This is a genomic window from Streptomyces sp. WAC06614, from assembly GCF_003949795.1.
In the GTDB taxonomy this organism is placed as follows: domain Bacteria; phylum Actinomycetota; class Actinomycetes; order Streptomycetales; family Streptomycetaceae; genus Streptomyces.
Map to the genome: position 1 here is coordinate 19,950 of NZ_RPRY01000009.1, position 20,913 is coordinate 40,862.

Below are 20,913 nucleotides of genomic sequence, written 5' to 3' on the forward strand. Positions count from 1 at the left end.
GCCTTGAGTGGAATAGACTCAACTTTGTGCACGTTGAGCATGTCAGTATCTGTGCCGTGGTGGAGAGGAGTAGCCGGACGTGGACGCCGAGCTGACCAACAGGAGCAGGGACGCACTGAACGCCGCGAGCAGCCGGGCCGTGAAGGACGGCCACGCGGACCTGACCCCCGCGCACCTGCTGCTCGCCCTGCTCGCCGGCGAGGACAACGAGAACATCGTCGACCTGCTGGTCGCGACCGACGCCGACCAGGCCGCCGTACGCACCGGCGCCGAGCGCCTGCTCGCCGGCCTGCCCAGCGTCACCGGCGCCACGGTCGCGCCCCCGCAGCCCAACCGTGAGCTGCTGGCCGTGATCGCCGAGGCCGCCGAGCGCGCCGAGCGGCTCGGCGACGAGTACCTCTCCACCGAGCACCTGCTCATCGCGATCGCCGCCAAGGGCGGCGCCGCCGGTGAGGTCCTCGCGCGGCAGGGCGCGACCGCCGAGAAGCTGCAGACCGCCTTCGAGAACGCACGAGGAGGACGGCGGGTGACCACCCCCGACCCGGAGGGCCAGTACAAGGCCCTCGAGAAGTTCGGCACCGACTTCACCGCGGCGGCCCGTGAGGGCAAGCTGGACCCGGTCATCGGCCGGGACCAGGAGATCCGCCGCGTGGTGCAGGTGCTGTCCCGCCGTACGAAGAACAATCCGGTCCTCATCGGAGAGCCCGGCGTCGGCAAGACGGCCGTGGTCGAGGGCCTGGCCCAGCGGATCGTCAAGGGCGACGTCCCCGAGTCGCTGAAGAACAAGCGCCTGGTCTCCCTCGACCTCGGGGCGATGGTCGCGGGCGCCAAGTACCGCGGCGAGTTCGAGGAGCGCCTGAAGACGGTGCTGGCCGAGATCAAGGACAGCGAAGGCCAGATCATCACCTTCATCGACGAGCTGCACACGGTCGTCGGCGCGGGCGCCGGCGGGGACTCCTCGATGGACGCGGGCAACATGCTCAAGCCCATGCTCGCCCGCGGCGAGCTGCGCATGGTCGGCGCGACCACCCTGGACGAGTACCGCGAGCGGATCGAGAAGGACCCCGCGCTGGAGCGGCGCTTCCAGCAGGTGCTGGTCGCCGAGCCGACCGTCGAGGACACCATCGCCATCCTGCGCGGGCTCAAGGGCCGCTACGAGGCCCACCACAAGGTCCAGATCAACGACAGCGCCCTGGTCGCCGCCGCCACCCTCTCCGACCGGTACATCACCTCCCGCTTCCTGCCCGACAAGGCCATCGACCTCGTCGACGAGTCCGCGTCCCGGCTGCGCATGGAGATCGACTCCTCGCCCGTGGAGATCGACGAGCTCCAGCGCGCGGTCGACCGGCTCCGGATGGAGGAGCTGGCCCTGAAGAACGAGTCGGACCCCGCCTCCAAGGAGCGCCTGGAGAAGCTGCGCAAGGACCTCGCCGACAAGGAGGAGGAGCTGCGCGGGCTCACGGCCCGCTGGGAGAAGGAGAAGCAGTCCCTCAACCGGGTGGGTGAGCTCAAGGAGCGCCTGGACGACCTGCGCGGCCAGGCGGACCGCGCCCAGCGCGACGGCGACTTCGACGCCGCCTCCAAGCTGCTCTACGGGGAGATCCCGGCCCTGGAGCGGGAGCTGGCCGAGGCCACCGAGGCGGAGGTCCAGGCCGCGGCCCGGGACACCATGGTCAAGGAGGAGGTCGGCCCGGACGACATCGCCGACGTGGTCGCCGCCTGGACCGGTATCCCGGCCGGCCGGCTGCTGGAGGGCGAGACCCAGAAGCTGCTGCGCATGGAGGAGGAGCTGGGCCGGCGCCTGATCGGCCAGAGCGAGGCCGTGCGCGCCGTCTCCGACGCCGTGCGCCGCACCCGGGCCGGTATCGCCGACCCCGACCGGCCGACGGGCTCGTTCCTGTTCCTCGGCCCCACCGGTGTCGGCAAGACCGAGCTGGCCAAGGCCCTGGCGGACTTCCTCTTCGACGACGAGCGGGCGATGGTCCGCATCGACATGTCCGAGTACTCCGAGAAGCACGCGGTGGCCCGGCTGGTCGGTGCCCCGCCCGGCTACGTCGGCTACGAGGAGGGCGGCCAGCTCACCGAGGCCGTCCGCCGGCGCCCGTACACGGTGGTGCTGCTGGACGAGGTGGAGAAGGCCCACCCCGAGGTCTTCGACATCCTGCTCCAGGTCCTCGACGACGGCCGGCTCACCGACGGACAGGGCCGGACGGTGGATTTCCGCAACACCATCCTGATCCTGACCTCGAACCTGGGGAGCCAGTTCCTGATGGACCCCGCCACCCCGGCGGAGCGCAAGAAGGAGCAGGTCATGGACGTGGTCCGGGCCTCCTTCAAGCCGGAGTTCCTCAACCGCCTCGACGACCTGGTGGTCTTCTCCGCGCTGAGCGAGCAGGAGCTCGGCCGGATCGCCGCCCTCCAGATCGGCAAGCTGGCCGAGCGGCTCGCCCAGCGCCGGCTCACCCTGGACGTCACGCCCGAGGCCCTGGCCTGGCTGGCGGACAAGGGCAACGACCCCGCGTACGGTGCCCGGCCGCTGCGCCGGCTGATCCAGACCGCGGTCGGCGACCGGCTGGCCAAGGAGATCCTGGCCGGCGAGATCAAGGACGGCGACACCGTCCGGGTCGACGTCGCGGGCGAGGACCTGCTGGTCGGCAAGGCCCTCTGAGACCGTTTGCTACGCCCGGAGCGGATCGCGCCCGTGGGGCTACCACCCCGCGGGCGCGATGGGGGAGGATGAAAGCATCCGCACGAAGGGAAGTACACGGTGAGCATCGACCCGGCCTCGATTCCTAACTTCGGGGGCCAGCCCGAGCCGCAGGCCTCAGGACCGGCGGGCCCCGTCGTCCCTGACCAGGACCTGGTCAAGCAGCTGCTGGAGCAGATGGAGCTCAAGTACGTCGTCGACGAAGAGGGTGACCTCGCGGCGCCGTGGGAGGAGTTCCGCACCTACTTCATGTTCCGCGGCGAGGCGGAGCAGCAGGTCTTCTCGGTCCGGACGTTCTACGACCGGCCGCACAAGCTCGAGGAGAAGCCGCAGCTCCTGGAGACCATCGACGACTGGAACCGTCGCACCCTGTGGCCGAAGGTCTACACCCACACCCACGACGACGGCTCCGTCCGTCTGATCGGTGAGGCGCAGATGCTGATCGGCACCGGCGTGGCCCTGGAGCACTTCGTGTCCTCCACGGTGAGCTGGGTCCGCGCCTCCATCGAGTTCGACAAGTGGCTGCTGGAGCAGCTCGGCCTGGAGCAGGAGCTCGAGGGCGAGCAGGGCGACGACGAGGGCGACGCCGAGTAGCCGTCCCCCCTCGCGGTCCGTACGGGCCGGGTCGGCGTGCACCCGCACGCCGACCCGGCCCGTCTGCGTCTTCGCAGGTCAGCCGTGCAGGCGGGCCAGCCGGGAGACGGCTTCCTCCAGGACCTCGACGCGCTTGCAGAAGGGCAAGGCGTGAGCACGGAGCACCAAGGGCGCTCTGGCGATCAGAACACGATCTGAGTACAGTCTGAGTATGAGCCTTGCTTACCTGGGAGCCGAGCCCGAATCGGTTTCGTTCACGGATCTGTCGAGAAACCCGAAGGCCGTAGCCGCCCGGGCTGCCGCTCTCGGTGCTCTGCGTGTCACGCATCGGGACGCGCCCGACATGGTGCTGACGACGGCCGTGCATGCGGAGCGCACCGAGGAGAACCTCACGACGGCGTCACGGCTCTTCCTCGCGCTCATGAAGCACGATGACGGAGCCCGGTCGCTCCTGCTGGCGCTGCCCGAAGTCTTCCCTTGGGTGCGGCACCTGGACGACGCAGAGATGCGTGCGTTCACGGTGGAACTCCTGGAAGCGCTTTCCGATGCGGCGGAGCTGGGTGCGCGGGAGGCCGTGCACCGCGTGCTCGTCTCCTGGAGGGCGACGGCTCGTATCAACGCGGATCCGGAGCAGCTCAAGGAGGCTCTGCGTCCGCTCGACGGGGATGACCTGGGGCCGGTCGAGGTGGGCGGGTGAGCCCGAAGAAGGGCGATCGTGTCAGCGTCCCACCCCTGAGCGGGTGGAACGTGGTCTTCGGGACCACGGAGGCGGTGACGGGGTGGGAGGAACTGTGCCGCGCGGCGCTGCCCAGTGCCCACCGCTGCCTTGAGGCACTGCGCACCGACCCGTTGTCGCGTGACAACTGGAACCGTCAGCACCAGCTGCGCGGGAGGCTCTCCACCAAGGAGTGGAAGGGATCCGCCCTGGAGCAGTGGGAGTTCGAAGTCACGAGTGGCGGCCGCGTGCGCTATTTGGTCAGCCCGGAAACGGCGACCGTCATTCTGGTCTACGCGTCCACTCGGCATCCCAAGGACACCGAGTAGCTCGTCCTCCCGTGCGGCACGGGCTCCGGCCGGAAGGCCGGGCCCCATGCCCGCACGTCCACCTGGCTCGCTCTCAGCGGGCCAGCCGACCGAGGCGCTCAACCGCCTCCTGCAATACAACCGTCCGCTTGCAGAAGGCCCAGCGGACCTGGGTGCGGCCGGCCTCCTTGTCGTCGTAGAAGACGGCGTTCGGGATGGCCACCACCCCGCAGCGTTCCGGCAGGGCCCGGCAGAAGGCCAGGCCGTCGCGCTCGCCGAGCGGGGCGATGTCGGTGGTGATGAAGTACGTGCCCTGCGGCCGGTGGACCGTGAGGCCGGCCCGTTCCAGGCCGTCCGCGAGCAGGTCCCGCCGGGCCCGCAGGTCCGCGCGGAACTGCTCGTAGTACGTGTCGGGCAGGGCGAGCGCCTCGGCGACGGCGTACTGGAACGGCCCGGAGGAGACGTACGTCAGGAACTGCTTGGCCGAGCGGACCGCCGCGACCAGGGCCGGGGTGGCGGTGATCCACCCGACCTTCCAGCCGGTGAACGAGAAGGTCTTGCCGGCCGAGGAGATGGTCACCGTGCGCTCGCGCATGCCCGGCAGCGAGGCCAGCGGGACGTGGGAGCCCTCGAAGACCAGGTGCTCGTAGACCTCGTCCGTGACCACCAGCAGATCCCGTTCCACCGCGAGCTCCGCGACGGCCGCCAGTTCCGCCGGTCCGAGGACGGTGCCCGTGGGGTTGTGCGGGGTGTTCAGCAGCAGCAGCCGGGTGCGGCCGGTGACGGCGGCGCGCAGCTCGTCCAGGTCGAGGCCGAAGCTCCCGTCGCGGGGGCGCAGGGTGACCGGGACCCGGGTGGCACCGGCCATGGCGATGCAGGCCGCGTACGAGTCGTAGAAGGGTTCGAGCGCGATGACCTCGTCGCCGGGCTCCAGCAGCGCGAGCAGGGCGGCGGCGATGGCCTCGGTCGCGCCGGCGGTGACCAGGACCTCGGTGTCGGGGTCGTACCGCAGACCGTAGAAGCGCTCCTGGTGCGCAGCGACGGCAAGGCGCAGCTCGGGGACGCCCGGGCCCGGCGGGTACTGGTTGCCGCGGCCGTCGCGGATCGCCCGGACGGCCGCCTCGGCGATCTCGGTGGGGCCGTCGGTGTCGGGGAAGCCCTGGCCGAGGTTGATCGAACCGGTGCGGGTGGCCAGCGCCGACATCTCGGCGAAGATCGTGGTGCCGAAGGAGGCGAGTCGGCGGTTCAGGAGGGGGCGGCTGCCGCCCACGGGTGCGCTCATGGCGCCATCCTGGGCGGAACCTCTGGATTGGCTCAAGTGTGCTTTGGGCCGCGCGCGGCGGGGGCATCCCCCCTGCACACGGGACGGGGGATCCCGTACCCCGGGGGACCGGGGCCATTCGGAAGGGGGCGAGGGCGATGTTCCTGGCCTTTGTCTTCGCTGCATTCATGGTGCTCGTCGTCGGCTGTGTCGTGCTCGTCGCACGGTCCGGCAGCGGCGGCGGGTCGGGGAAGGCGCACCGCTCGGGTGGCAGCTCCAGCCACAGCTGGTGGGCGTCCGACGGCGGCTCCTCGTCCTCGTCGTGCTCCTCCTCGTCCTCGTGCGGCTCGTCCTCGTCGTCCTGCGGCGGGGGTGGCGGCGCGCTGTTGAACACGTGAACTGTGTAGCCCCCGGGGGGATGTAAACCCCGTCAAGTTGGGTAAAAACGCTGTGAGTGCCGTGCCTTTCATGATTCCCTCGGTTGAGTTTCCCTCGCGCGTTTGCGGAGCCGACTCATGCTCACGACCCTCCAGACCACCTACACCGACACGCGTGCCGCCGACCTCGCCTGGGCCCTGGGCCGTGACCGGCTGCCCGCCCTGGCCGTACTGAATCTCGAACTCGCCAGCGCGAAGGTGGAGCTGCGCCTGCTCGGGGCCTCCCACCAGGTGCTGCTGGAGGAGGGCGAGGTCCTGTGCTCCGAGACGGTCGCCTGCATGCCCGGCAGCTGTACGCCGCTGCCGCTGGGGGTGGCCAAGCGGGTGGGTGACTGGGAGTACGAGTTCGCCGCGCGCGTGGAGACCCTCTCGCAGGGGTCGTTCGCAGGCCGGGCGCAGGAGCTGCTGGCGCTGGTCGCCGACCATCCCAACGGGCTGGCCGGCACCTTTCCGGGCAGTCCGCACGCGTTCACGGCGATGCTGGTGCAGCGCCACGAGGGCCAGGTGCGCTGGCGCACCTGGCACGCGTACCCCCAGGAGGGTCAACTCGTGGCGACGCGTACCCGGGTCGGGGTACGGATGACGGCGGCCCTGTAGCCGGGCCCGGCGGAGCGCGGGGCGCGCAGGCGCGCGATCGTTTCTGCGGCCTCCTTCCGGTTACGCCAACCGGGCTTAGCCTCACCTCAGTTGCACCCATGTGGGTGACCTGATGGGAGCGGGACCTGACGTACGGTTCGCTGCATGATCGACCGTTCCGCCCCCCGCGGGGTGCTCCCGGCTCCGCAGCCGCGGGGCATGGCGACCGTCGAGGCCGCCCTGCCCGTACGGCCCCGGACCGGCCGACTTCTGGTGCTGGCCACGGTGTTCGTCTGCGCCGCCTGCGGGCTCGTGTACGAGCTCGAACTGCTCGCCCTCGCCTCGTACCTGATCGGGGACTCCGTCACCCAGGCCTCGGTCGTGCTGTCCGTGATGGTCTTCGCCATGGGGGTGGGCTCGCTGCTGGCCAAGCGGCTGCGGGCCCGGCCCGCGGTCGGCTTCGCCGCCGTGGAGGCCGCGCTCGCGCTGCTCGGCGGGCTGTCGGCGACCGCCCTGTACGCCAGCTTCGCCTGGCTGGGGGAGTCCCGTCCGGCCTTGGTGGCGTTCTCGCTGGCCATCGGGGTGCTGATCGGCGCCGAGATCCCGCTGCTGATGACGCTGATCCAGCGGGTCCGCCGGCAGGACGCGGGAGGCGCGGTCGCCGACCTGTTCGCCGCGGACTACGTCGGGGCGCTGGTCGGCGGGCTGGCCTTCCCGTTCCTGCTGCTGCCGCTGCTCGGCCAGCTCACCGGCGCGATGCTGACCGGCACGGTCAACGCGGCCGTCGGCGGGGCGCTGGTGCTGTGGCTGTTCCGGCACGACCTGAGCCGGCGGACGCGCTGGCTGCTGCTCGCCGCCACCCTCGGGGTGCTGGCGGTGCTCGCCTCGGCGACCCTGCTGGCCGACGACTTCGAACGGGTGGCCCGGCGCGCGGTCTACGGCGGCGAGGTCCGGGTCGCCGTCCAGACCGGGGTGCAGGAACTGGTGGTCACCGGCCCGTCCACCGGCTCCCCGCGCTCCCTCGACCTGTACCTGGACGGGCGCCTGCGGGTCAGCGGCTACGACGAGTACCGCTACCACGAGGCCCTGGTGCACCCGGCGATGTCCGGGCCGCACGGGCGGGTGCTGGTGCTCGGCGGTGGGGACGGCCTGGCCGCGCGGGAGGTGCTGCGCTACCCGGACGTCACCCGGGTGACCGTCGTCGAGCTCGACCCCGGCGTGGTGCGCCTCGCCCGGACCGACCCGATGCTGTCGGCGCTCAACGCGGGCGTGTACGGCGACCCGCGGGTCGAGGTGGTCACCACGGACGCCTTCCGCTGGCTGCGCTCCCGGCCGGCCCGGCAGTTCGACGTGATCGTCTCGGACCTGCCCGACCCCGGGATCACCCCCAGCACGAAGCTGTACTCGCAGGAGTTCTACGGGCTGGCCGCGCGGGCCCTGCGCCCGGGCGGGCGGCTCGCGGTGCACGCCGGGCCGCTGGCCAGCCGGCCGCACACCTTCTGGACGGTGGAGGCCACGCTGCGCGCGGCGGGCCTGGCGACCGTCCCGTACAGCGCGGGCGGCCGGCTCAGCGGATTCGCGGCCGGGCCCGACCGCACCCTGGGCGTGTCCGGCGCGTCGCCGCAGGACTGGGGCTTCGTCCTCGCCGCCGCCGGGCACCGGCCGGAGCTGCGGGTCGACCGGGACACCCCGACGCTGCGCTCGCTGTCCACGGCGGCCCTGCGGGACGCCGCCCGCGAGGCGGAGCACCTGCGGGTCGAGGGGCTGCCGCCCTCGACGCTGCCGCATCCGCGGTATTCGGCGTCCTGACCTGCCGGGGGCGGGTGCGGCCCGGGGCAGGCGGGGGCGTGCGGGGTGCTCGTGGCGGGCTGGAGCGACACCTTTCCTCGGGTGCGGGACCGGGTGCGAAGGGGCCGGTCGTCGGTAGGCTCGGCTGCATGGAGCATCAGGTGTTCGTCGCGGCCCCCGTCGAGAACGTCCGCGCCGTGCTGCGGGATGCCGCGCGGCTCGCCCGGTGCGTGCCGGGGCTGCAGCGGGACGCCGACGCGGCGGCCGGTCCGCTGTCCGGCCGGCTGAGACTGCGGGTCGGCGGGAGCACCGTCACCTACCGCGGGGCCCTGACCGTCACCGAGCAGGACCCGGGGAGCTTCGAGATCACCGGGGAGGGGACCGAGGCCCGCGGGAGCGGCACCGTGAAGGTGGCGCTGCGGGTCCGGCCGGCCGAGGCGGACGGCGGCACCCGGCTGGAGCTCTCCGGTACGGGCAGCGCCGACGGCCGGGCCGCCGCGTTCGAGCCGGAGGCCACCGCGGCCGCCCTGCACCGCCTGCTGGACCGCGCCGCCGGCCACCTGGCCTCGCTGGCCGGGGCCGGGGCCGGGGCCGAGGCCGAGGCCGGGGCCGAAGCGGGAGCCGGAGCCGGGGCCGGAGCCGGGGCCGAAGCCGGGGCCGGGGGCACGGCTGAGGTCCAGGACACGGCCGGGGCCGGCGCCGGGGAGCCGGGCGAGGGCGGGGCCGGGCTCGACGACGATGTCGTCCTCGGCGACGACGCCGACCTCGACACCGACCTGGAGGCCGAGGCCGCCTCGGTGTTCGGCACCGAGGTGCCGCCGTCCTCCCTGGACCCGTTCCTGGAGGAGGAGCTCTCCGACCTCGGCGGGGCGCCCGGGGTCCGGCCGCCGGCCGAGGCCGCCCATGCCCGCCGCACCATGATCGGGCGCAGCGCCGAGGAGGTCGACCACGCGCCGCCGCGCGGCCGCTACGCGCCCGTGCCCGCCCCCGACCTGGGCCCGGCGGGCGGGAACCTGCGCTGGCTCGCGCCCGCCGCGGCCCTCGCCGTGGCCTCCGCGGTGGTCGTCGGCCGGGTGCTGCGCCGCCGCCGCTGACCGCCGCCACCGACCGCCGCCACCGTCGGCCGCCGCTGACGCCGGTGGCGGGTGGTGGGCCGTAGGGTCGGGGGCATGAGTACGCAACTGAGCGCCGGGGGCGCCGAACTGACCGTCGACCAGGACAACGGCTGCCGGATCAGCAGCCTGCGCATCGACGGGACCGAGGTGTTGCGCCAGGGCGCGCACTTCGGTTCGTTCCCGATGGTCCCCTGGTGCGGACGGCTGGGCGAGGGCCGTTTCCGCAACGGCGCCGCCGTGCACCAGATGCCGCTCAACCACCCGCCGCACGCCCTGCACGGCTTCGCCCGCGACTCCGCCTGGCGCCCGGCCCGTACGGGGAGCACGGAGGCCTCCTTCTGCTACGACCTCACCGAGCCCTGGCCCTACCCGGGCCGGGTCACCCAGACGTTCGAGCTCACCGAGGACTCGCTCACCCTGGGCCTCGGCATCGAGACCTATGGGGACAGCTTCCCGGCGCAGGCCGGCTGGCACCCGTGGTTCCTGCGCAACCTCGGGCACGGCGAGGACGTGGTGCTCGGCTTCGAGCCCGCGTGGCAGGAGGAGCGCGGCGCGGACTACCTCCCCACCGGCCGCCGGATCGAGCCGCTGCCGGGCCCCTGGGACGACTGCTTCGGCATGCCGTACGGGGTGGACGTCACCCTGACCTGGCCCGGGGCGCTGGAGCTGAAGGTCACCAGCCGGGCCGAGTGGGTGGTGGTCTACGACGAGCAGCCCGAGGCCGTGTGCGTCGAGCCGCAGACCGGCCCGCCCAACGGGCTCAACACCACCCCCCGGCTCGTCACCCCCGTCGACCCGCTGGAGGTCACCGCCACCTGGACCTGGCGGCGGCTCCCGGCCGGATGACAGGCCCTAAGCTCATGGGCATGAGTGACGTGCGTGGTGAGCTGCTCCAGCAGATCAAGGACAAGGCCGTGGTCCACGGCAAGGTGATTCTCTCCTCGGGCCGGGAGGCCGACTACTACATCGACCTCCGCCGGGTCACCCTCGACGGGGAGGCGGCTCCGATGGTCGGCCAGGTCATGCTCGACCTCACCGCCGACCTCGACTTCGACTGCGTGGGTGGCCTGACCCTGGGCGCCGACCCGGTGGCGACCGCGATGCTGCACGCCTCGGCGGCGCGCGGTGCGCGTCTGGACGCCTTCGTGGTGCGCAAGGCGCAGAAGGCCCACGGCATGCAGCGCCGGATCGAGGGCACCGACGTCAAGGGCCGCCGCTGCCTGGTGGTCGAGGACACCTCGACCACCGGTGGCTCCCCGCTGACCGCCGTCGAGGCGGTCCGCGAGGCCGGCGGCGAGGTCGTGGCCGTCGCCACGATCGTGGACCGCGGTGCTTCCGGTGCGATCGCCGAGGCCGGCCTGCCCTACCTCACCGGCTACCAGCTGTCGGACCTCGGCCTCGCCTGAACCGGTGACCTAGGTCCTGGTGGGCTTACCGTCAGGGCTCTGACCTGCGGATTCATGACCGGTCCGGGTGTTTCACGTGAAACGCCCGGACCGGTTTCGCGTCTGCCCGTGACGGGCGGGGTGGAGCGCCCGGCCGAGTCTGGAAAGATGGGGGCGACGATGACGTCGCCCCCAGGTCAGGGCCAGCAATAAGCACACCTCCCGCACATACAAGGAGCGGACAGATGCCCATCGCAACCCCCGAGGTCTACAACGAGATGCTCGACCGGGCGAAGGCAGGCAAGTTCGCCTACCCGGCCATCAACGTCACCTCGTCCCAGACCCTGCACGCTGCGCTGCGCGGCTTCGCGGAGGCCGAGAGCGACGGCATCATCCAGATCTCCACCGGTGGTGCGGAGTTCCTGGGTGGCCAGCACAACAAGGACATGGTCACCGGTGCGGTCGCCCTGGCCGAGTTCGCGCACATCGTCGCCGCCAAGTACGACGTCAACATCGCGCTGCACACCGACCACTGCCCGAAGGACAAGCTGGACGGGTACGTCCGCCCGCTGATCGCCCTCTCCGAGGAGCGCGTCAAGGCCGGCAAGAACCCGCTGTTCCAGTCGCACATGTGGGACGGCTCCGCCGAGACCCTGGCCGACAACCTGGCCATCGCGCAGGAGCTGCTGCCCCGCGCCGCCGCCGCCAAGATCATCCTTGAGGTCGAGATCACCCCGACCGGTGGCGAGGAGGACGGCGTCAGCCACGAGATCAACGACGAGCTGTACACCACGGTCGAGGACGCGATCCGCACCGCCGAGGCCCTGGGCCTGGGCGAGAAGGGCCGCTACCTGCTGGCCGCCTCCTTCGGCAACGTCCACGGCGTCTACAAGCCGGGCAACGTCGTCCTGCGTCCCGAGCTGCTGAAGGACCTGCAGCAGGGCGTCGGCGAGAAGTACGGCAGGACCAGCCCGTTCGACTTCGTCTTCCACGGCGGCTCCGGCTCCACCGAGGAGGAGATCGCCACCGCTCTGGAGAACGGCGTCGTGAAGATGAACCTCGACACCGACACCCAGTACGCCTTCACCCGCCCGGTCGCGGACCACATGTTCCGCAACTACGACGGTGTGCTGAAGGTCGACGGAGAGGTCGGCAAGAAGTCCACCTACGACCCGCGCACCTGGGGCAAGCTGGCCGAGGCCGGCATGGCCCAGCGCGTCGCCGAGGCCTGCGCCAACCTGCGCTCCACCGGCACCAAGCTGAAGTAACACCCAGGCGAAGGCCCTGCCCCGGTCCGTCCCCCGACGACCGTGGGCAGGGCCTTCCCCGTTCCCCGTTCCCCCGTTTCCTCCGTGTCCCCCGTCCAGGACCCCCCCCGACGCCCTGGACGGTCCCCGGGGACGCGGAGGCCCTGCGGAGGCCGGCGGTGGTCATCGCCGGCCCCGTCGTGGTGGCCGTCAGGCGGTCATCCCGAAGGGCATCGCCGACACCGTCGCGGTGCTCACGGTCGCGGCGAACACCTCCTGGCCGTCCTGGGTCCCGGTGACCTCGATCCCGCACTCGTCCGTGCGCCGGGCGCGGATCCAGATCGGGGCCCCGAATTCGGCGTAGCGCTGGTACCTGCTGGAGACCGCGGCCGGCAGGACGGCCGGTACCGGGGTCAGGGCCACCGCGGCCTGGCGGGCGGCCTCCATCAGGACCATGCCGGGCAGGTGGTCTCCCGGGTGGTCGAACAGGACCGGGTGCCGGGTGTCGTAGCGCAGCTGCCAGGTGACCCCGGTCCCGCGCTGCGGGGCGGCGGCCAGCACCACGTCGAAGGGTGACCAGCGACCCACCTGGGCCGGCTTGAGCGGGGCCGGCGGGAGCGAGGGCATCGGGCTGCGGCCGAGCTGTTCGGCGCGCAGCCGGCGGTAGACGGCCTGGGAGGCGACGGTGTAGCCGACCTTGGCGGTGGCGAGCACGGTCTCGTGCTGCCGCATGACCACGGTGTACTGGAGGGACTGGAGCTGGGTGCCGCGGCGGCGGATGTCGCTGCACGCGACGTCGAGGTCGACGTCGGCCGGGAGGTCGCCGATGACGAGCGCCTCCGGGTACGTCGTGTAGTCCAGGCGCCAGAGCAGGAACTGGTGACCCAGTGGGACGTCGAAGGCCTCGTGGGCTATGTACGAGCCGACCTGGCGGATGGTCTCGCACAGCAGCATCGGGTCGTAGTGGGTGCCGGCGATCGGGGCGAAGAAGCTGTGGGCGCGCGGCAGTTGCGCGGTCACGTGGAACCGGTCCTCGGCGGGGCGGCACATCCCCGTCAGGAAGACCTCGGCCACGGCGGCCCGGTGGACCAGCTCTCGCGGCACCGTGCTGGTCCGGCGCTCCCCGGTCACCTCGGGGCACACACAAGGGACCCGGCCCGCGCTGAGGAAGGCGAGTCCGTCGGTCGGTTCCAGGGTCGTGAGCATGAGGTCCCCGTCGTGAGCATGACCGAAAATAGATGTAGTTACCCATCACCGAGTACGTACTTTCGGGTGTGAAGGGCACCCAGAGAATTACCTGAAGATCTGGTTCCTGGCGATGCGAAGTGACCGATTCCACACGTTCACCTCTTGCGGAATTCAACATTCCAAGCATGAAAGACCAGGTCGCGCGGGTTGAGGAGGGTGTTCCTGTACGCGGCGTCGGTTTCCTGCCCGGTCCGGGTCGGCTTCAGGACGTCCGGTATCTTTTCCCCGGTGGAGGCCCGTACCCGGAAGTACGTTTCGGGGCTCCTCTCCCGTCCATATGGCTGTAAGTGTGCGGTCGGCCCCCGGGACCCCGCCGATTGGAGACCGATGCCAGCCCTCCGGCACGCCCGCCCGCTGGAACACCTGCGCCTCGTCGCCCTGAACATCGACGGCGTCCTGCTGAACGACACCTTCAGCCCGGTGATCCACCACTTCGTCACCAGCCGCGGCGGCACCTACGACGCGGACGTGGAGCGCGCCGTCTTCTCCCAGCCCCGCAGCGTCGCCGCCCGCGCGCTGGGCGCCGCGGCCGGGGTGGACTGGAGCCCCGAGCGGGTGCTGGAGGTCTACTTCGAGGAGCGCGCCGCCCACCTCGCGCGCCATCCGCTCCACGTCCTGCCCGGCGCCGAGGAACTGCTGCACCGGCTGCGCGCCCTGGGCCTGCGCACCGTCTGCTACGGCGGCCTGGACAAGACCCACTTCGACACCCACCTCGGCCACTGGGCCCACCTGTTCGACGGCCCCGGCTACGTCTGCACCAACGACTTCCGCCCGGGCGTCCACGAGATCACCGCCGAGCTCTTCGGGCTCCCCTACGACCGGGCGCTCTTCGTCGACGACGTGGCCCGGGTCGGTGAGGCGGCGCGCGCCCTGGGCGTCCCCTTCATCGGCCACCCCAGCCCCTTCCCGTACGGCTTCCAGGGCCGCCTGATGCGCGAGGCGGGCGTGCGCCACCTGGTCGGCTCCCTCGACGCGATCGACGAGGTTCTGCTGCGCACCCTCGACGGGGAGGCCGCCGAGGGGCTGGCCTGGGCCGCTTGATACACCTCCAGGGACCATCCGCACCACCCACCTTCATGAGGAGAGTCATGTCAGGCCACCGGCTGCTCGACGGCAAAGTCGCACTGATCACCGGCGCGAGCAGCGGCATCGGCGCCGCTGCGGGGCGGGTGTTCGCCCGGGAAGGCGCCAAGGTGGTCCTGGCCGCGCGCCGCAAGGAACGGCTGGAGGAGCTGGCCGCGGAACTGACGGCCACCGGCGCGGAGGTCGCCTACGCGGTCACCGACGTGACCCGGCCCGAGGACACCGCCGCCGCCGTCGCCCTGGCCGTCGAGCGGTTCGGCCGGCTCGACTGCGCCTTCAACAACGCGGGCTGGGGCACCGGCCGTACCCCGCTGCACGAGATGGGCGACGACCTGTACGACCGCATCATGGACGTCAACCTGCGCGGGGTGTGGAACTGCCTGCGCGACGAGATCGGCGCCATGCTGGAGACCGGCGGCGGCAGCATCGTCAACACCTCCAGCGTCGGCGGCCTGCTCGCCACGCCCGTGGCCTCTCCCTACGTGGCCGCCAAGCACGCGGTGATCGGCCTCACCAAGGCCGCCGCGGCCGAGTACGCCGCCCAGGGCATCCGGGTCAACGCGCTGGCCCCGGGGACCACGCGGACGGAGGTGGTCGAGGAGTGGTTCGCCGCCGTGCCGGGCATGGAGGAGCAGTTGCACGCGGCCACCCCGCAGCCCCGTACCGCCGCCCCCGAGGAGGTCGCCGAGGCGGCCGCCTGGCTGTGCAGCTCGCGGGCGTCATTCGTCACAGGCGTGACGATGCCGGTGGACGGGGGCTTCACGATGGTGTGAAGCTTGACGGAAAGGTACATACCCGGGGGCATGTATTTGCCGATCGGTTGGGGGGCATGGAGAGGGACACAAGACTCGTGAGGACTGAACGACCCCCGGTCAAGCAGGACCGCGCCCTGCGGACGCGGCAGGCGATCCTGGAGGCCGCCGCCGTGGTCTTCGAGGAGCGGGGTTACGACGCGGCGAAACTGACGGACATCGTCAAGATCGCCAATGTCACCAAGGGAGCGCTCTACTTCCACTTCGACTCCAAGGAAGACCTGGCGCAGGCGGTGATCGAGGCGCAGGTGAACATCGAGCCGGTCTTCATGCCGCAGGAGTTCAAGGCGCAGGAGTTCGTCGACGTCGGCATGATCTTCTCCCACCGGCTCCAGCACGACGTGCTGATGCGCGGCAGCGCGCGGCTCACCCTGGAGCAGAACGGGCGCGGACTGGACCGGGCCGCGCCCTACCAGGGCTGGATCGAGCTGCACACCCAGCTGATGACGGAGGCCAAGGCGCGCGGTGAGCTGCTCTCGCACGTGGACCCGGTCCAGCCGTCCCGGCTCATCGTGGGCTCCTTCGCCGGTCTGAACGTGATGTCGCAGACGCTCGGCCTCACCCTGGACGAGGAGGTCTCGGCGCTCTACACCAGCGTGATGCCGAGCCTGGTCGTCTCGGCCGTCGCCATCCGGCTCGACACCGCGCCAGGCCGTGGCGCCCGCGCCCTGCACGGCGTGCAGGGCGCGCACCTGTGCCGCTGCTCCGAGCGGTCGCGGCTGGCGGTGGCGGCCGAGGTCGCCTGACGCCGGCCGGCTCCCCGGCCCCGACCGGGCCGGACCTTCGGGCCCCGACGAGGGTCCCGACCGTCCCTGCCCGTCCTGCCCGCCCTGCCCCGGTGCGGCGCGCCTGCCGGCGCCGCACCGGGGCAGGGCTGTGTGCGCGGGGTCACGTTGCGAATGCGTAGCGGTATGGGCACACGAAAAAACTTCCAGGTATTATTTTCGGCGGGGCGCGGCTCGAAAGTGCTCCTCGCCAGGCATGGCCCGGGGAGGAGCCGTCACGGGGGGTCCGAGCCGCGGCCCCGGTCCGGTCGACGTGACGTATTGACGTGGCCCGCCGGAGCGAGCAACATTCCGGCGGGTACTTTTCGTCTTGATCCCCGAGAGGTACCCGACATGAGCAGCGGCGCGGCCATCCACGCCTCATCGGCAGCGAGCGACACGGGGTGGACCTGATCGGATGGCAGCCAAGACACCGCTGGTCGCGGTCGTCCACGACGGGCGGCAGGGATGGGCCTCGCCGCAGGCCTTCGCGGCGCGCGACGGCGCCGCCGAGACGGGCGCGCGGAGCGTCCTCATCGGGGTGGAAGGCATCGGCGAGCGGCAGCGGGGGCTGCTGAGGGAGGCCGACGGCATCCTGTTCGGCGCCCGTCCGCCGCACACGGCCGAGTGCGGCGCCTGGCTCGGCCGGCCGGCCGCCGGATTCACCGACCCGCACGTGGACCCGTACGAGCGGCTGCGGGAACTGTACGCGTTCGCCGACCGGTTGGGCATGCACTGGATCGGCATGGACGTCCCGCCCTGGTGGCACGCCGACTGCGCCACCGAGGCCTCGCTGGACTCCGTACGCTTCCTCGGCGCCCGCGTGGCCCGCTGCGCCCGCGCCCGGCTGATCGAGGCCGCGGGCGGGTCGGCGGCCGACGCCCGCGCCGCCGACGAGGCCCTGGGCCCCGCCCACCTCGGCGCGGCCACCCTCACCGCCCACGCGGTCGCGTCCGCCTGGCGCCGCGGCTGAGCCGGGCCGCCAGGGCCGCTCGTGCAGCAGACTGGTGACCATGGCCATTCACGAGAACCTGCTCGGGGGACCCGCCCCGACCCACCTGCCCGACGACCCGGAGCCGCGCACGGCCCTCGCCGCCGGCACCGACCCGGCGGAGGTCGCCGCCAAGTACCCCGCCTCCTCGCTCGCCTGGGCCCGCCTGGCGGACGACGCCTTCGAGGCCGGCCGCAGCGTCGAGTCCTACGCGTACGCCCGGACGGGCTACCACCGCGGCCTGGACGCCCTGCGCCGGGCCGGCTGGAAGGGCCACGGCCCCGTGCCGTGGGAGCACGAGCCGAACCGCGGCTTCCTGCGCGCCCTGCACGCGCTGGCCCGCGCCGCCCAGGCGATCGGTGAGCAGGAGGAGTACGAGCGCTGCTCGACCTTCCTGCGCGACTCCTCGCCGACGGCGGCCGACACCCTCGGCTGAGGCGCCCGTGCCGTAGGTGTCCGGAGGGGCGAAAAGGTGGCACTGCTCACACTGACCCTCCTCCGGACCCCGCGCATATGATGCGACCAGGGGACCGGGGCTCCACTTGCCTCCCAGGGAAGGAGCGGACCGCTACCCGGAAGTTCGTGTCGAGGAGACAGCGATGTCGACGCATTCCCTTGATGCCTCCGGAGCCGGCGGTTCGGATACCCCGAACCTCGACTTCGACGGCACCACCCCTTACGAGGACTACGTCCAGGCGGACGTCCTCACCCACCTCCAGCACCCCCGCTCGGACGACCCGGGCGAGATGGTCTTCCTGGTCACCACCCAGGTCATGGAGCTGTGGTTCACCGTCATCGTCCACGAGTGGGAGACCGCGGCCGGCGCCCTGCGCGAGGACCGCATCGACGTGGCGATGGACGCGCTGAAGCGCTCCGTCCGCGAGCTCGACGCCCTCAACGCCTCCTGGCGTCCGCTCGCCCAACTCACCCCCGGCCAGTTCAACTCCTACCGGGCCGCCCTCGGCGAGGGCTCCGGCTTCCAGTCCGCGATGTACCGCCGGATGGAGTTCCTGCTCGGAGAGAAGTCCGCCTCCATGCTCGTCCCGCACCGCGGCGCCCCGCGCGTGTATGCCGAGCTGGAGAAGGCCCTGCACGAGCCCAGCCTCTACGACGAGGTGCTGCGCCTGCTGGCGCGCCGCGGCCTCGCCGTCCCCGAGGCGGTGCTGGAGCGCGACCTGTCGCAGCGCTACGAGCCCTCGCCCGAGGTCGAGGCGGTGTGGACCGCCCTGTACACCGAGCCGGGCGCGCACGAGGAACTCGTCCGCCTGGGCGAGGCGCTGACCGACGTAGCCGAGCTGGTCTGGCGCTGGCGCAACGACCACCTGGTCGCCACCCGGCGGGCGATGGGCGCGAAGACCGGCACCGGCGGCTCCGCCGGGGTGTCCTGGCTGGAGAAGCGGGCCCAGAAGAACGTCTTCCCCGAGCTGTGGACGGCGCGCAGCCATGTCTGAGCAGTCTGAGCACGAGACCGTGGGGGCCGCGCACGCGGGCCTGGACGCGCGGGCCGCGGAGCTGGACGCCCCGACCGCGGACCTGGCCGCCCGCGCCTCGGACCTGGACGCGGCCGACGAGCTGGGCAAGCTCCGCGAGCGCTTCGCCCTCCCCGACGGCGTGGTCTACCTGGACGGCAACTCGCTGGGCGCGCTCCCGGCGGGCGTGCCCGGCCGGGTCGCCGACGTGGTCGGCCGGGAGTGGGGCGAGCTGCTGATCCGTTCCTGGGACGAGAGCGGCTGGTGGACCGCACCCGAGCGGATCGGCGAGCGGATCGCCCCGCTGCTGGGCGCCGCGCCCGGCCAGGTCGTGGTCGGCGACTCCACCAGCGTGAACCTCTTCAAGGCGGTGGTCGGCGCGGCCCGGCTGGCCGCTCCGGGGCGCGGCGAGCTGCTGGTCGACGCCGGCACCTTCCCCACCGACGGCTACATCGCCCAGTCCGCGGCCCGGATGACCGGGCTGCGGGTGGTCCCCGTCGAGCCCGCCGCCGTCCCGGCCGCGCTCGGCCCGGACACCGCCGCGGTGCTGCTCAACCACGTCGACTACCGCACCGGGCGGCTGCACGACCTGCCCGGGATCACCGCCGCCGCGCGGGCGGCGGGCGCGGTCACGGTGTGGGACCTGTGCCACAGTGCGGGGGCCCTGCCCGTGGGCCTGGACGCGCACGGGGTCGACCTCGCGGTCGGGTGCACGTACAAGTACCTCAACGGAGGCCCGGGTTCGCCCGCGTACCTATACATCGCCGCCCGCCACCAGGCGGACTTCGACTCGCCGCTGCCCGGCTGGAACTCGCACGCCGAGCCGTTCGCGATGAGCCCCGGCTACGTACCGGCCGACGGGGCCGTGCGCGGGCGCGTCGGCACCCCGGACATCCTCTCGATGCTCGCCCTGGAGGCGGCGCTGGAGGCGTGGGACGGGGTGCGGATCGAGGACGTCCGGGCCAAGTCCCTGGCCCTGACCGACTTCTTCCTGGAGTGCGTCGAGGCCTACCTGCCGGCCGGGCGGGTCGAGCTGGTCACCCCGCGCGAGCACGCCGAGCGCGGCAGCCAGGTCTCGCTGCGCACGGACGACGCGGCCCGGGTGATGCGCGAGCTCGTCGCGCGGGGCGTCGTCGGCGACTTCCGCCACCCCGACGTGCTGCGCTTCGGGTTCACCCCGCTGTACGTCGGGTTCGCCGACGCGGAGCGGGCGGCCCGGACACTGGGTCACGTTTACGGGTGATCGGGCCGCGGTCCCCGGCGGGGACCGCGGCACCGTGGTACGCCCGTGGGGCACCGCGGTGCAGGAACGTCACGGCGGCCCGCCCGTGGCGGGCCCGCCGGCGGCCGGGGCGACCCGCCCCGGCCCGGGACGGCCCGCACCGGCGGCGCCGGACGGCGGGGGCGGCGCGGTCCGGCCAGGTACCGCCTGATAGTTTCCCGGCCTGCCCGGCGCACTGCCCGGGCCCGCCACGAGCCGGACCTGGCCCCGGAGCCGACGTACCGAGAGGTGAGCCGCATGCCGGACCCCGCAGTCGAACGGGACGCCGCCGAGGCCGCCTCGGCGTTCTCCCACCCGCCCGTCGCGCCCGACGCCACCGCGGCGTACGGCGCCCACCCCGACCAGGTCGTCGACTTCTACGCGCCACGCGACGCGTCCGGTCCGGGCACTCCGGCCCCGCTGGTCGTGGTCCTGCACGGCGGGGCCTGGCGGGCGCCGTACGACCGGCAGCACGTGACGCCGTTCGCGGACCTGCTGGCCCGGCGGGGTTTCGCGGTGGCCAACGTGGAGTACCGCCGCGGCCGTTCGCTGCCGCACCAGAACGCCGAGGGCCCGGTCGCCGGCCGCTGGCCGGAGACCTTCGACGACGTGGCCGCGGCCCTCGACGCGCTGCCCGCCCTGGCAGCGGCCGCCCTGCCGACGGCCGACCTGCGCCGCACGGTGATCACCGGCCACTCGGCCGGCGGCCAGCTCGCCCTGTGGGCCGCCGCCCGGCACGTCCTGCCCGCCGACGCCGCCTGGCGGCTGCCGGAGCCGCCCGCGCTGCGCGGGGTGGTGGCCCTGGCCCCGATCGCCGACTTCACGGTGGCCGAGGACCTGGGCGTGTGCGGCGGCGCGAGCGCCCAGCTCCTGGGCGGCGGCCCGGAGCCGTTCGCGACCCGCCGCCCGTACGCCGACCCCGCGGCCCTGCTGCCGACCGGCATCGCCACCACCGTGGTCCAGGGCCGCGAGGACATCGTCGTCCCGCCACGGGTCGCCGAGTCCTACGTGGAAGCAGCGGCCAAGGCCGGCGAAACCGTCGGCCTGACCCTCCTCGACGACATCGGCCACTTCCCGCTGATCGACCCCGCGGCGGACGCGTGCGCCGTGGTGATCGAGGAGATCAGCCAACTGGCGTGGTGACCACGGGAC

General features: G+C 72.7%; 21 protein-coding genes. 19 read left to right on the forward strand and 2 right to left on the reverse strand.

The window, feature by feature from the left end:
* Positions 1-79 precede the first annotated feature (79 nt).
* From clpB to EF918_RS02455, 4 genes are all read left to right on the forward strand, one after another.
* The gene (gene clpB, locus EF918_RS02440) at positions 80-2,668 is read left to right on the forward strand and encodes an ATP-dependent chaperone ClpB (RefSeq protein ID WP_125639808.1); all 2,589 of its coding nucleotides are present in this window, start codon (positions 80-82) and stop codon (positions 2,666-2,668) included.
* 99 nt (positions 2,669-2,767) lie between these two features.
* Positions 2,768-3,301 carry a YbjN domain-containing protein gene (locus EF918_RS02445; protein WP_125639809.1) on the forward strand — a complete coding sequence of 178 codons (534 nt, stop codon included), beginning with the start codon at positions 2,768-2,770 and terminating at the stop codon, positions 3,299-3,301.
* Between the two features lie 211 nt (positions 3,302-3,512).
* Positions 3,513-3,998: a prevent-host-death family protein gene (locus EF918_RS02450; protein ID WP_125639810.1), complete on the forward strand. Its 486-nt coding sequence runs from the start codon at positions 3,513-3,515 to the stop codon at positions 3,996-3,998.
* Positions 3,995-4,345 (forward strand): hypothetical protein, encoded by a 351-nt coding sequence (locus tag EF918_RS02455; protein ID WP_125639812.1) that lies wholly within the window; start codon positions 3,995-3,997, stop codon positions 4,343-4,345. Before EF918_RS02450 ends, EF918_RS02455 begins: the two co-directional genes overlap by 4 nt.
* A 73-nt stretch (positions 4,346-4,418) precedes the next feature.
* Here EF918_RS02455 and EF918_RS02460 read toward each other — a convergent pair whose 3' ends face one another.
* A complete protein-coding gene (locus EF918_RS02460) occupies positions 4,419-5,606 on the reverse strand; it encodes a pyridoxal phosphate-dependent aminotransferase (protein WP_125639815.1) in 1,188 nt (395 codons plus the stop codon).
* Positions 5,607-5,743: 137 nt separating this feature from the next.
* On the opposite strand from EF918_RS02460, the gene EF918_RS02465 reads away from it, so the two are divergent.
* The 7 genes from EF918_RS02465 to fbaA all read left to right on the forward strand — a co-directional run bounded on the left by EF918_RS02465 (position 5,744) and on the right by fbaA (position 12,154).
* The gene (locus EF918_RS02465; RefSeq protein WP_185921558.1) at positions 5,744-5,983 is read left to right on the forward strand and encodes a hypothetical protein; all 240 of its coding nucleotides are present in this window, start codon (positions 5,744-5,746) and stop codon (positions 5,981-5,983) included.
* 117 nt (positions 5,984-6,100) lie between these two features.
* A complete protein-coding gene (locus EF918_RS02470) occupies positions 6,101-6,619 on the forward strand; it encodes a DUF2617 family protein (RefSeq protein WP_125639817.1) in 519 nt (172 codons plus the stop codon).
* 198 nt (positions 6,620-6,817) lie between these two features.
* Positions 6,818-8,407 carry a polyamine aminopropyltransferase gene (locus EF918_RS02475; protein ID WP_260609721.1) on the forward strand — a complete coding sequence of 530 codons (1,590 nt, stop codon included), beginning with the start codon at positions 6,818-6,820 and terminating at the stop codon, positions 8,405-8,407.
* Between the two features lie 128 nt (positions 8,408-8,535).
* Positions 8,536-9,480 (forward strand): SRPBCC family protein, encoded by a 945-nt coding sequence (locus tag EF918_RS02480; RefSeq protein WP_125639823.1) that lies wholly within the window; start codon positions 8,536-8,538, stop codon positions 9,478-9,480.
* Between the two features lie 75 nt (positions 9,481-9,555).
* On the forward strand, positions 9,556-10,347 hold the full coding sequence (locus EF918_RS02485; RefSeq protein ID WP_125639825.1) for an aldose 1-epimerase: 792 nt from the start codon (positions 9,556-9,558) through the stop codon (positions 10,345-10,347).
* 20 nt (positions 10,348-10,367) lie between these two features.
* Complete coding sequence (gene pyrE / locus EF918_RS02490) at positions 10,368-10,907, forward strand: orotate phosphoribosyltransferase (RefSeq protein WP_125639828.1); 540 nt, start codon at positions 10,368-10,370, stop codon at positions 10,905-10,907.
* A 224-nt stretch (positions 10,908-11,131) separates the two neighbouring features.
* The gene (fbaA, locus tag EF918_RS02495; protein WP_125639831.1) at positions 11,132-12,154 is read left to right on the forward strand and encodes a class II fructose-bisphosphate aldolase; all 1,023 of its coding nucleotides are present in this window, start codon (positions 11,132-11,134) and stop codon (positions 12,152-12,154) included.
* A gap of 189 nt (positions 12,155-12,343) precedes the next feature.
* Here the strand turns inward: fbaA and EF918_RS02500 are convergent, their stop codons facing one another.
* A complete protein-coding gene (locus tag EF918_RS02500; protein ID WP_125639834.1) occupies positions 12,344-13,339 on the reverse strand; it encodes a ScbA/BarX family gamma-butyrolactone biosynthesis protein in 996 nt (331 codons plus the stop codon).
* Between the two features lie 369 nt (positions 13,340-13,708).
* Between EF918_RS02500 and EF918_RS02505 the strand changes: the two genes are divergently transcribed.
* The 8 genes from EF918_RS02505 to EF918_RS02540 all read left to right on the forward strand — a co-directional run bounded on the left by EF918_RS02505 (position 13,709) and on the right by EF918_RS02540 (position 20,904).
* The gene (locus EF918_RS02505; RefSeq protein WP_185921559.1) at positions 13,709-14,422 is read left to right on the forward strand and encodes an HAD family hydrolase; all 714 of its coding nucleotides are present in this window, start codon (positions 13,709-13,711) and stop codon (positions 14,420-14,422) included.
* A 47-nt stretch (positions 14,423-14,469) separates the two neighbouring features.
* Complete coding sequence (locus EF918_RS02510; protein ID WP_125639837.1) at positions 14,470-15,237, forward strand: SDR family NAD(P)-dependent oxidoreductase; 768 nt, start codon at positions 14,470-14,472, stop codon at positions 15,235-15,237.
* A gap of 77 nt (positions 15,238-15,314) precedes the next feature.
* Positions 15,315-16,022, forward strand: coding sequence for a ScbR family autoregulator-binding transcription factor (locus tag EF918_RS02515; RefSeq protein WP_260609717.1), 708 nt, complete (start codon positions 15,315-15,317; stop codon positions 16,020-16,022).
* A 436-nt stretch (positions 16,023-16,458) separates the two neighbouring features.
* Positions 16,459-17,013: a hypothetical protein gene (locus EF918_RS36695; protein ID WP_185921560.1), complete on the forward strand. Its 555-nt coding sequence runs from the start codon at positions 16,459-16,461 to the stop codon at positions 17,011-17,013.
* A 40-nt stretch (positions 17,014-17,053) separates the two neighbouring features.
* Positions 17,054-17,467: a DUF3151 domain-containing protein gene (locus EF918_RS02525; RefSeq protein WP_125639840.1), complete on the forward strand. Its 414-nt coding sequence runs from the start codon at positions 17,054-17,056 to the stop codon at positions 17,465-17,467.
* 163 nt (positions 17,468-17,630) lie between these two features.
* A complete protein-coding gene (locus tag EF918_RS02530; RefSeq protein ID WP_125639844.1) occupies positions 17,631-18,482 on the forward strand; it encodes a tryptophan 2,3-dioxygenase in 852 nt (283 codons plus the stop codon).
* Complete coding sequence (gene kynU, locus EF918_RS02535) at positions 18,475-19,743, forward strand: kynureninase (RefSeq protein WP_125639847.1); 1,269 nt, start codon at positions 18,475-18,477, stop codon at positions 19,741-19,743. The genes EF918_RS02530 and kynU overlap by 8 nt, the downstream gene beginning before the upstream one ends.
* Positions 19,744-20,019: 276 nt before the next feature.
* Entirely contained in the window at positions 20,020-20,904 is an 885-nt protein-coding gene (locus tag EF918_RS02540; RefSeq protein ID WP_125639850.1) for a S9 family peptidase, read from the forward strand.
* The last annotated feature ends 9 nt before the right edge of the window (positions 20,905-20,913 follow it).

Bases quoted from the DNA above. Each gene is read 5' to 3' on its own strand.
- EF918_RS02450 (WP_125639810.1), top strand. From the start codon at position 3,513: ATGAGCCTTGCTTACCTGGGAGCCGAGCCCGAATCGGTTTCGTTCACG.
- EF918_RS02460 (WP_125639815.1), bottom strand. From the start codon at position 5,606: ATGAGCGCACCCGTGGGCGGCAGCCGCCCCCTCCTGAACCGCCGACTC.
- EF918_RS02465 (WP_185921558.1), top strand. From the start codon at position 5,744: ATGTTCCTGGCCTTTGTCTTCGCTGCATTCATGGTGCTCGTCGTCGGC.
- EF918_RS02470 (WP_125639817.1), top strand. From the start codon at position 6,101: ATGCTCACGACCCTCCAGACCACCTACACCGACACGCGTGCCGCCGAC.
- EF918_RS02475 (WP_260609721.1), top strand. From the start codon at position 6,818: ATGGCGACCGTCGAGGCCGCCCTGCCCGTACGGCCCCGGACCGGCCGA.
- EF918_RS02480 (WP_125639823.1), top strand. From the start codon at position 8,536: ATGGAGCATCAGGTGTTCGTCGCGGCCCCCGTCGAGAACGTCCGCGCC.
- EF918_RS02485 (WP_125639825.1), top strand. From the start codon at position 9,556: ATGAGTACGCAACTGAGCGCCGGGGGCGCCGAACTGACCGTCGACCAG.
- pyrE (WP_125639828.1), top strand. From the start codon at position 10,368: ATGAGTGACGTGCGTGGTGAGCTGCTCCAGCAGATCAAGGACAAGGCC.
- fbaA (WP_125639831.1), top strand. From the start codon at position 11,132: ATGCCCATCGCAACCCCCGAGGTCTACAACGAGATGCTCGACCGGGCG.
- EF918_RS02500 (WP_125639834.1), bottom strand. From the start codon at position 13,339: ATGCTCACGACCCTGGAACCGACCGACGGACTCGCCTTCCTCAGCGCG.
- EF918_RS02505 (WP_185921559.1), top strand. From the start codon at position 13,709: ATGCCAGCCCTCCGGCACGCCCGCCCGCTGGAACACCTGCGCCTCGTC.
- EF918_RS02510 (WP_125639837.1), top strand. From the start codon at position 14,470: ATGTCAGGCCACCGGCTGCTCGACGGCAAAGTCGCACTGATCACCGGC.
- EF918_RS36695 (WP_185921560.1), top strand. From the start codon at position 16,459: ATGGCAGCCAAGACACCGCTGGTCGCGGTCGTCCACGACGGGCGGCAG.
- EF918_RS02525 (WP_125639840.1), top strand. From the start codon at position 17,054: ATGGCCATTCACGAGAACCTGCTCGGGGGACCCGCCCCGACCCACCTG.
- EF918_RS02530 (WP_125639844.1), top strand. From the start codon at position 17,631: ATGTCGACGCATTCCCTTGATGCCTCCGGAGCCGGCGGTTCGGATACC.
- kynU (WP_125639847.1), top strand. From the start codon at position 18,475: ATGTCTGAGCAGTCTGAGCACGAGACCGTGGGGGCCGCGCACGCGGGC.
- EF918_RS02540 (WP_125639850.1), top strand. From the start codon at position 20,020: ATGCCGGACCCCGCAGTCGAACGGGACGCCGCCGAGGCCGCCTCGGCG.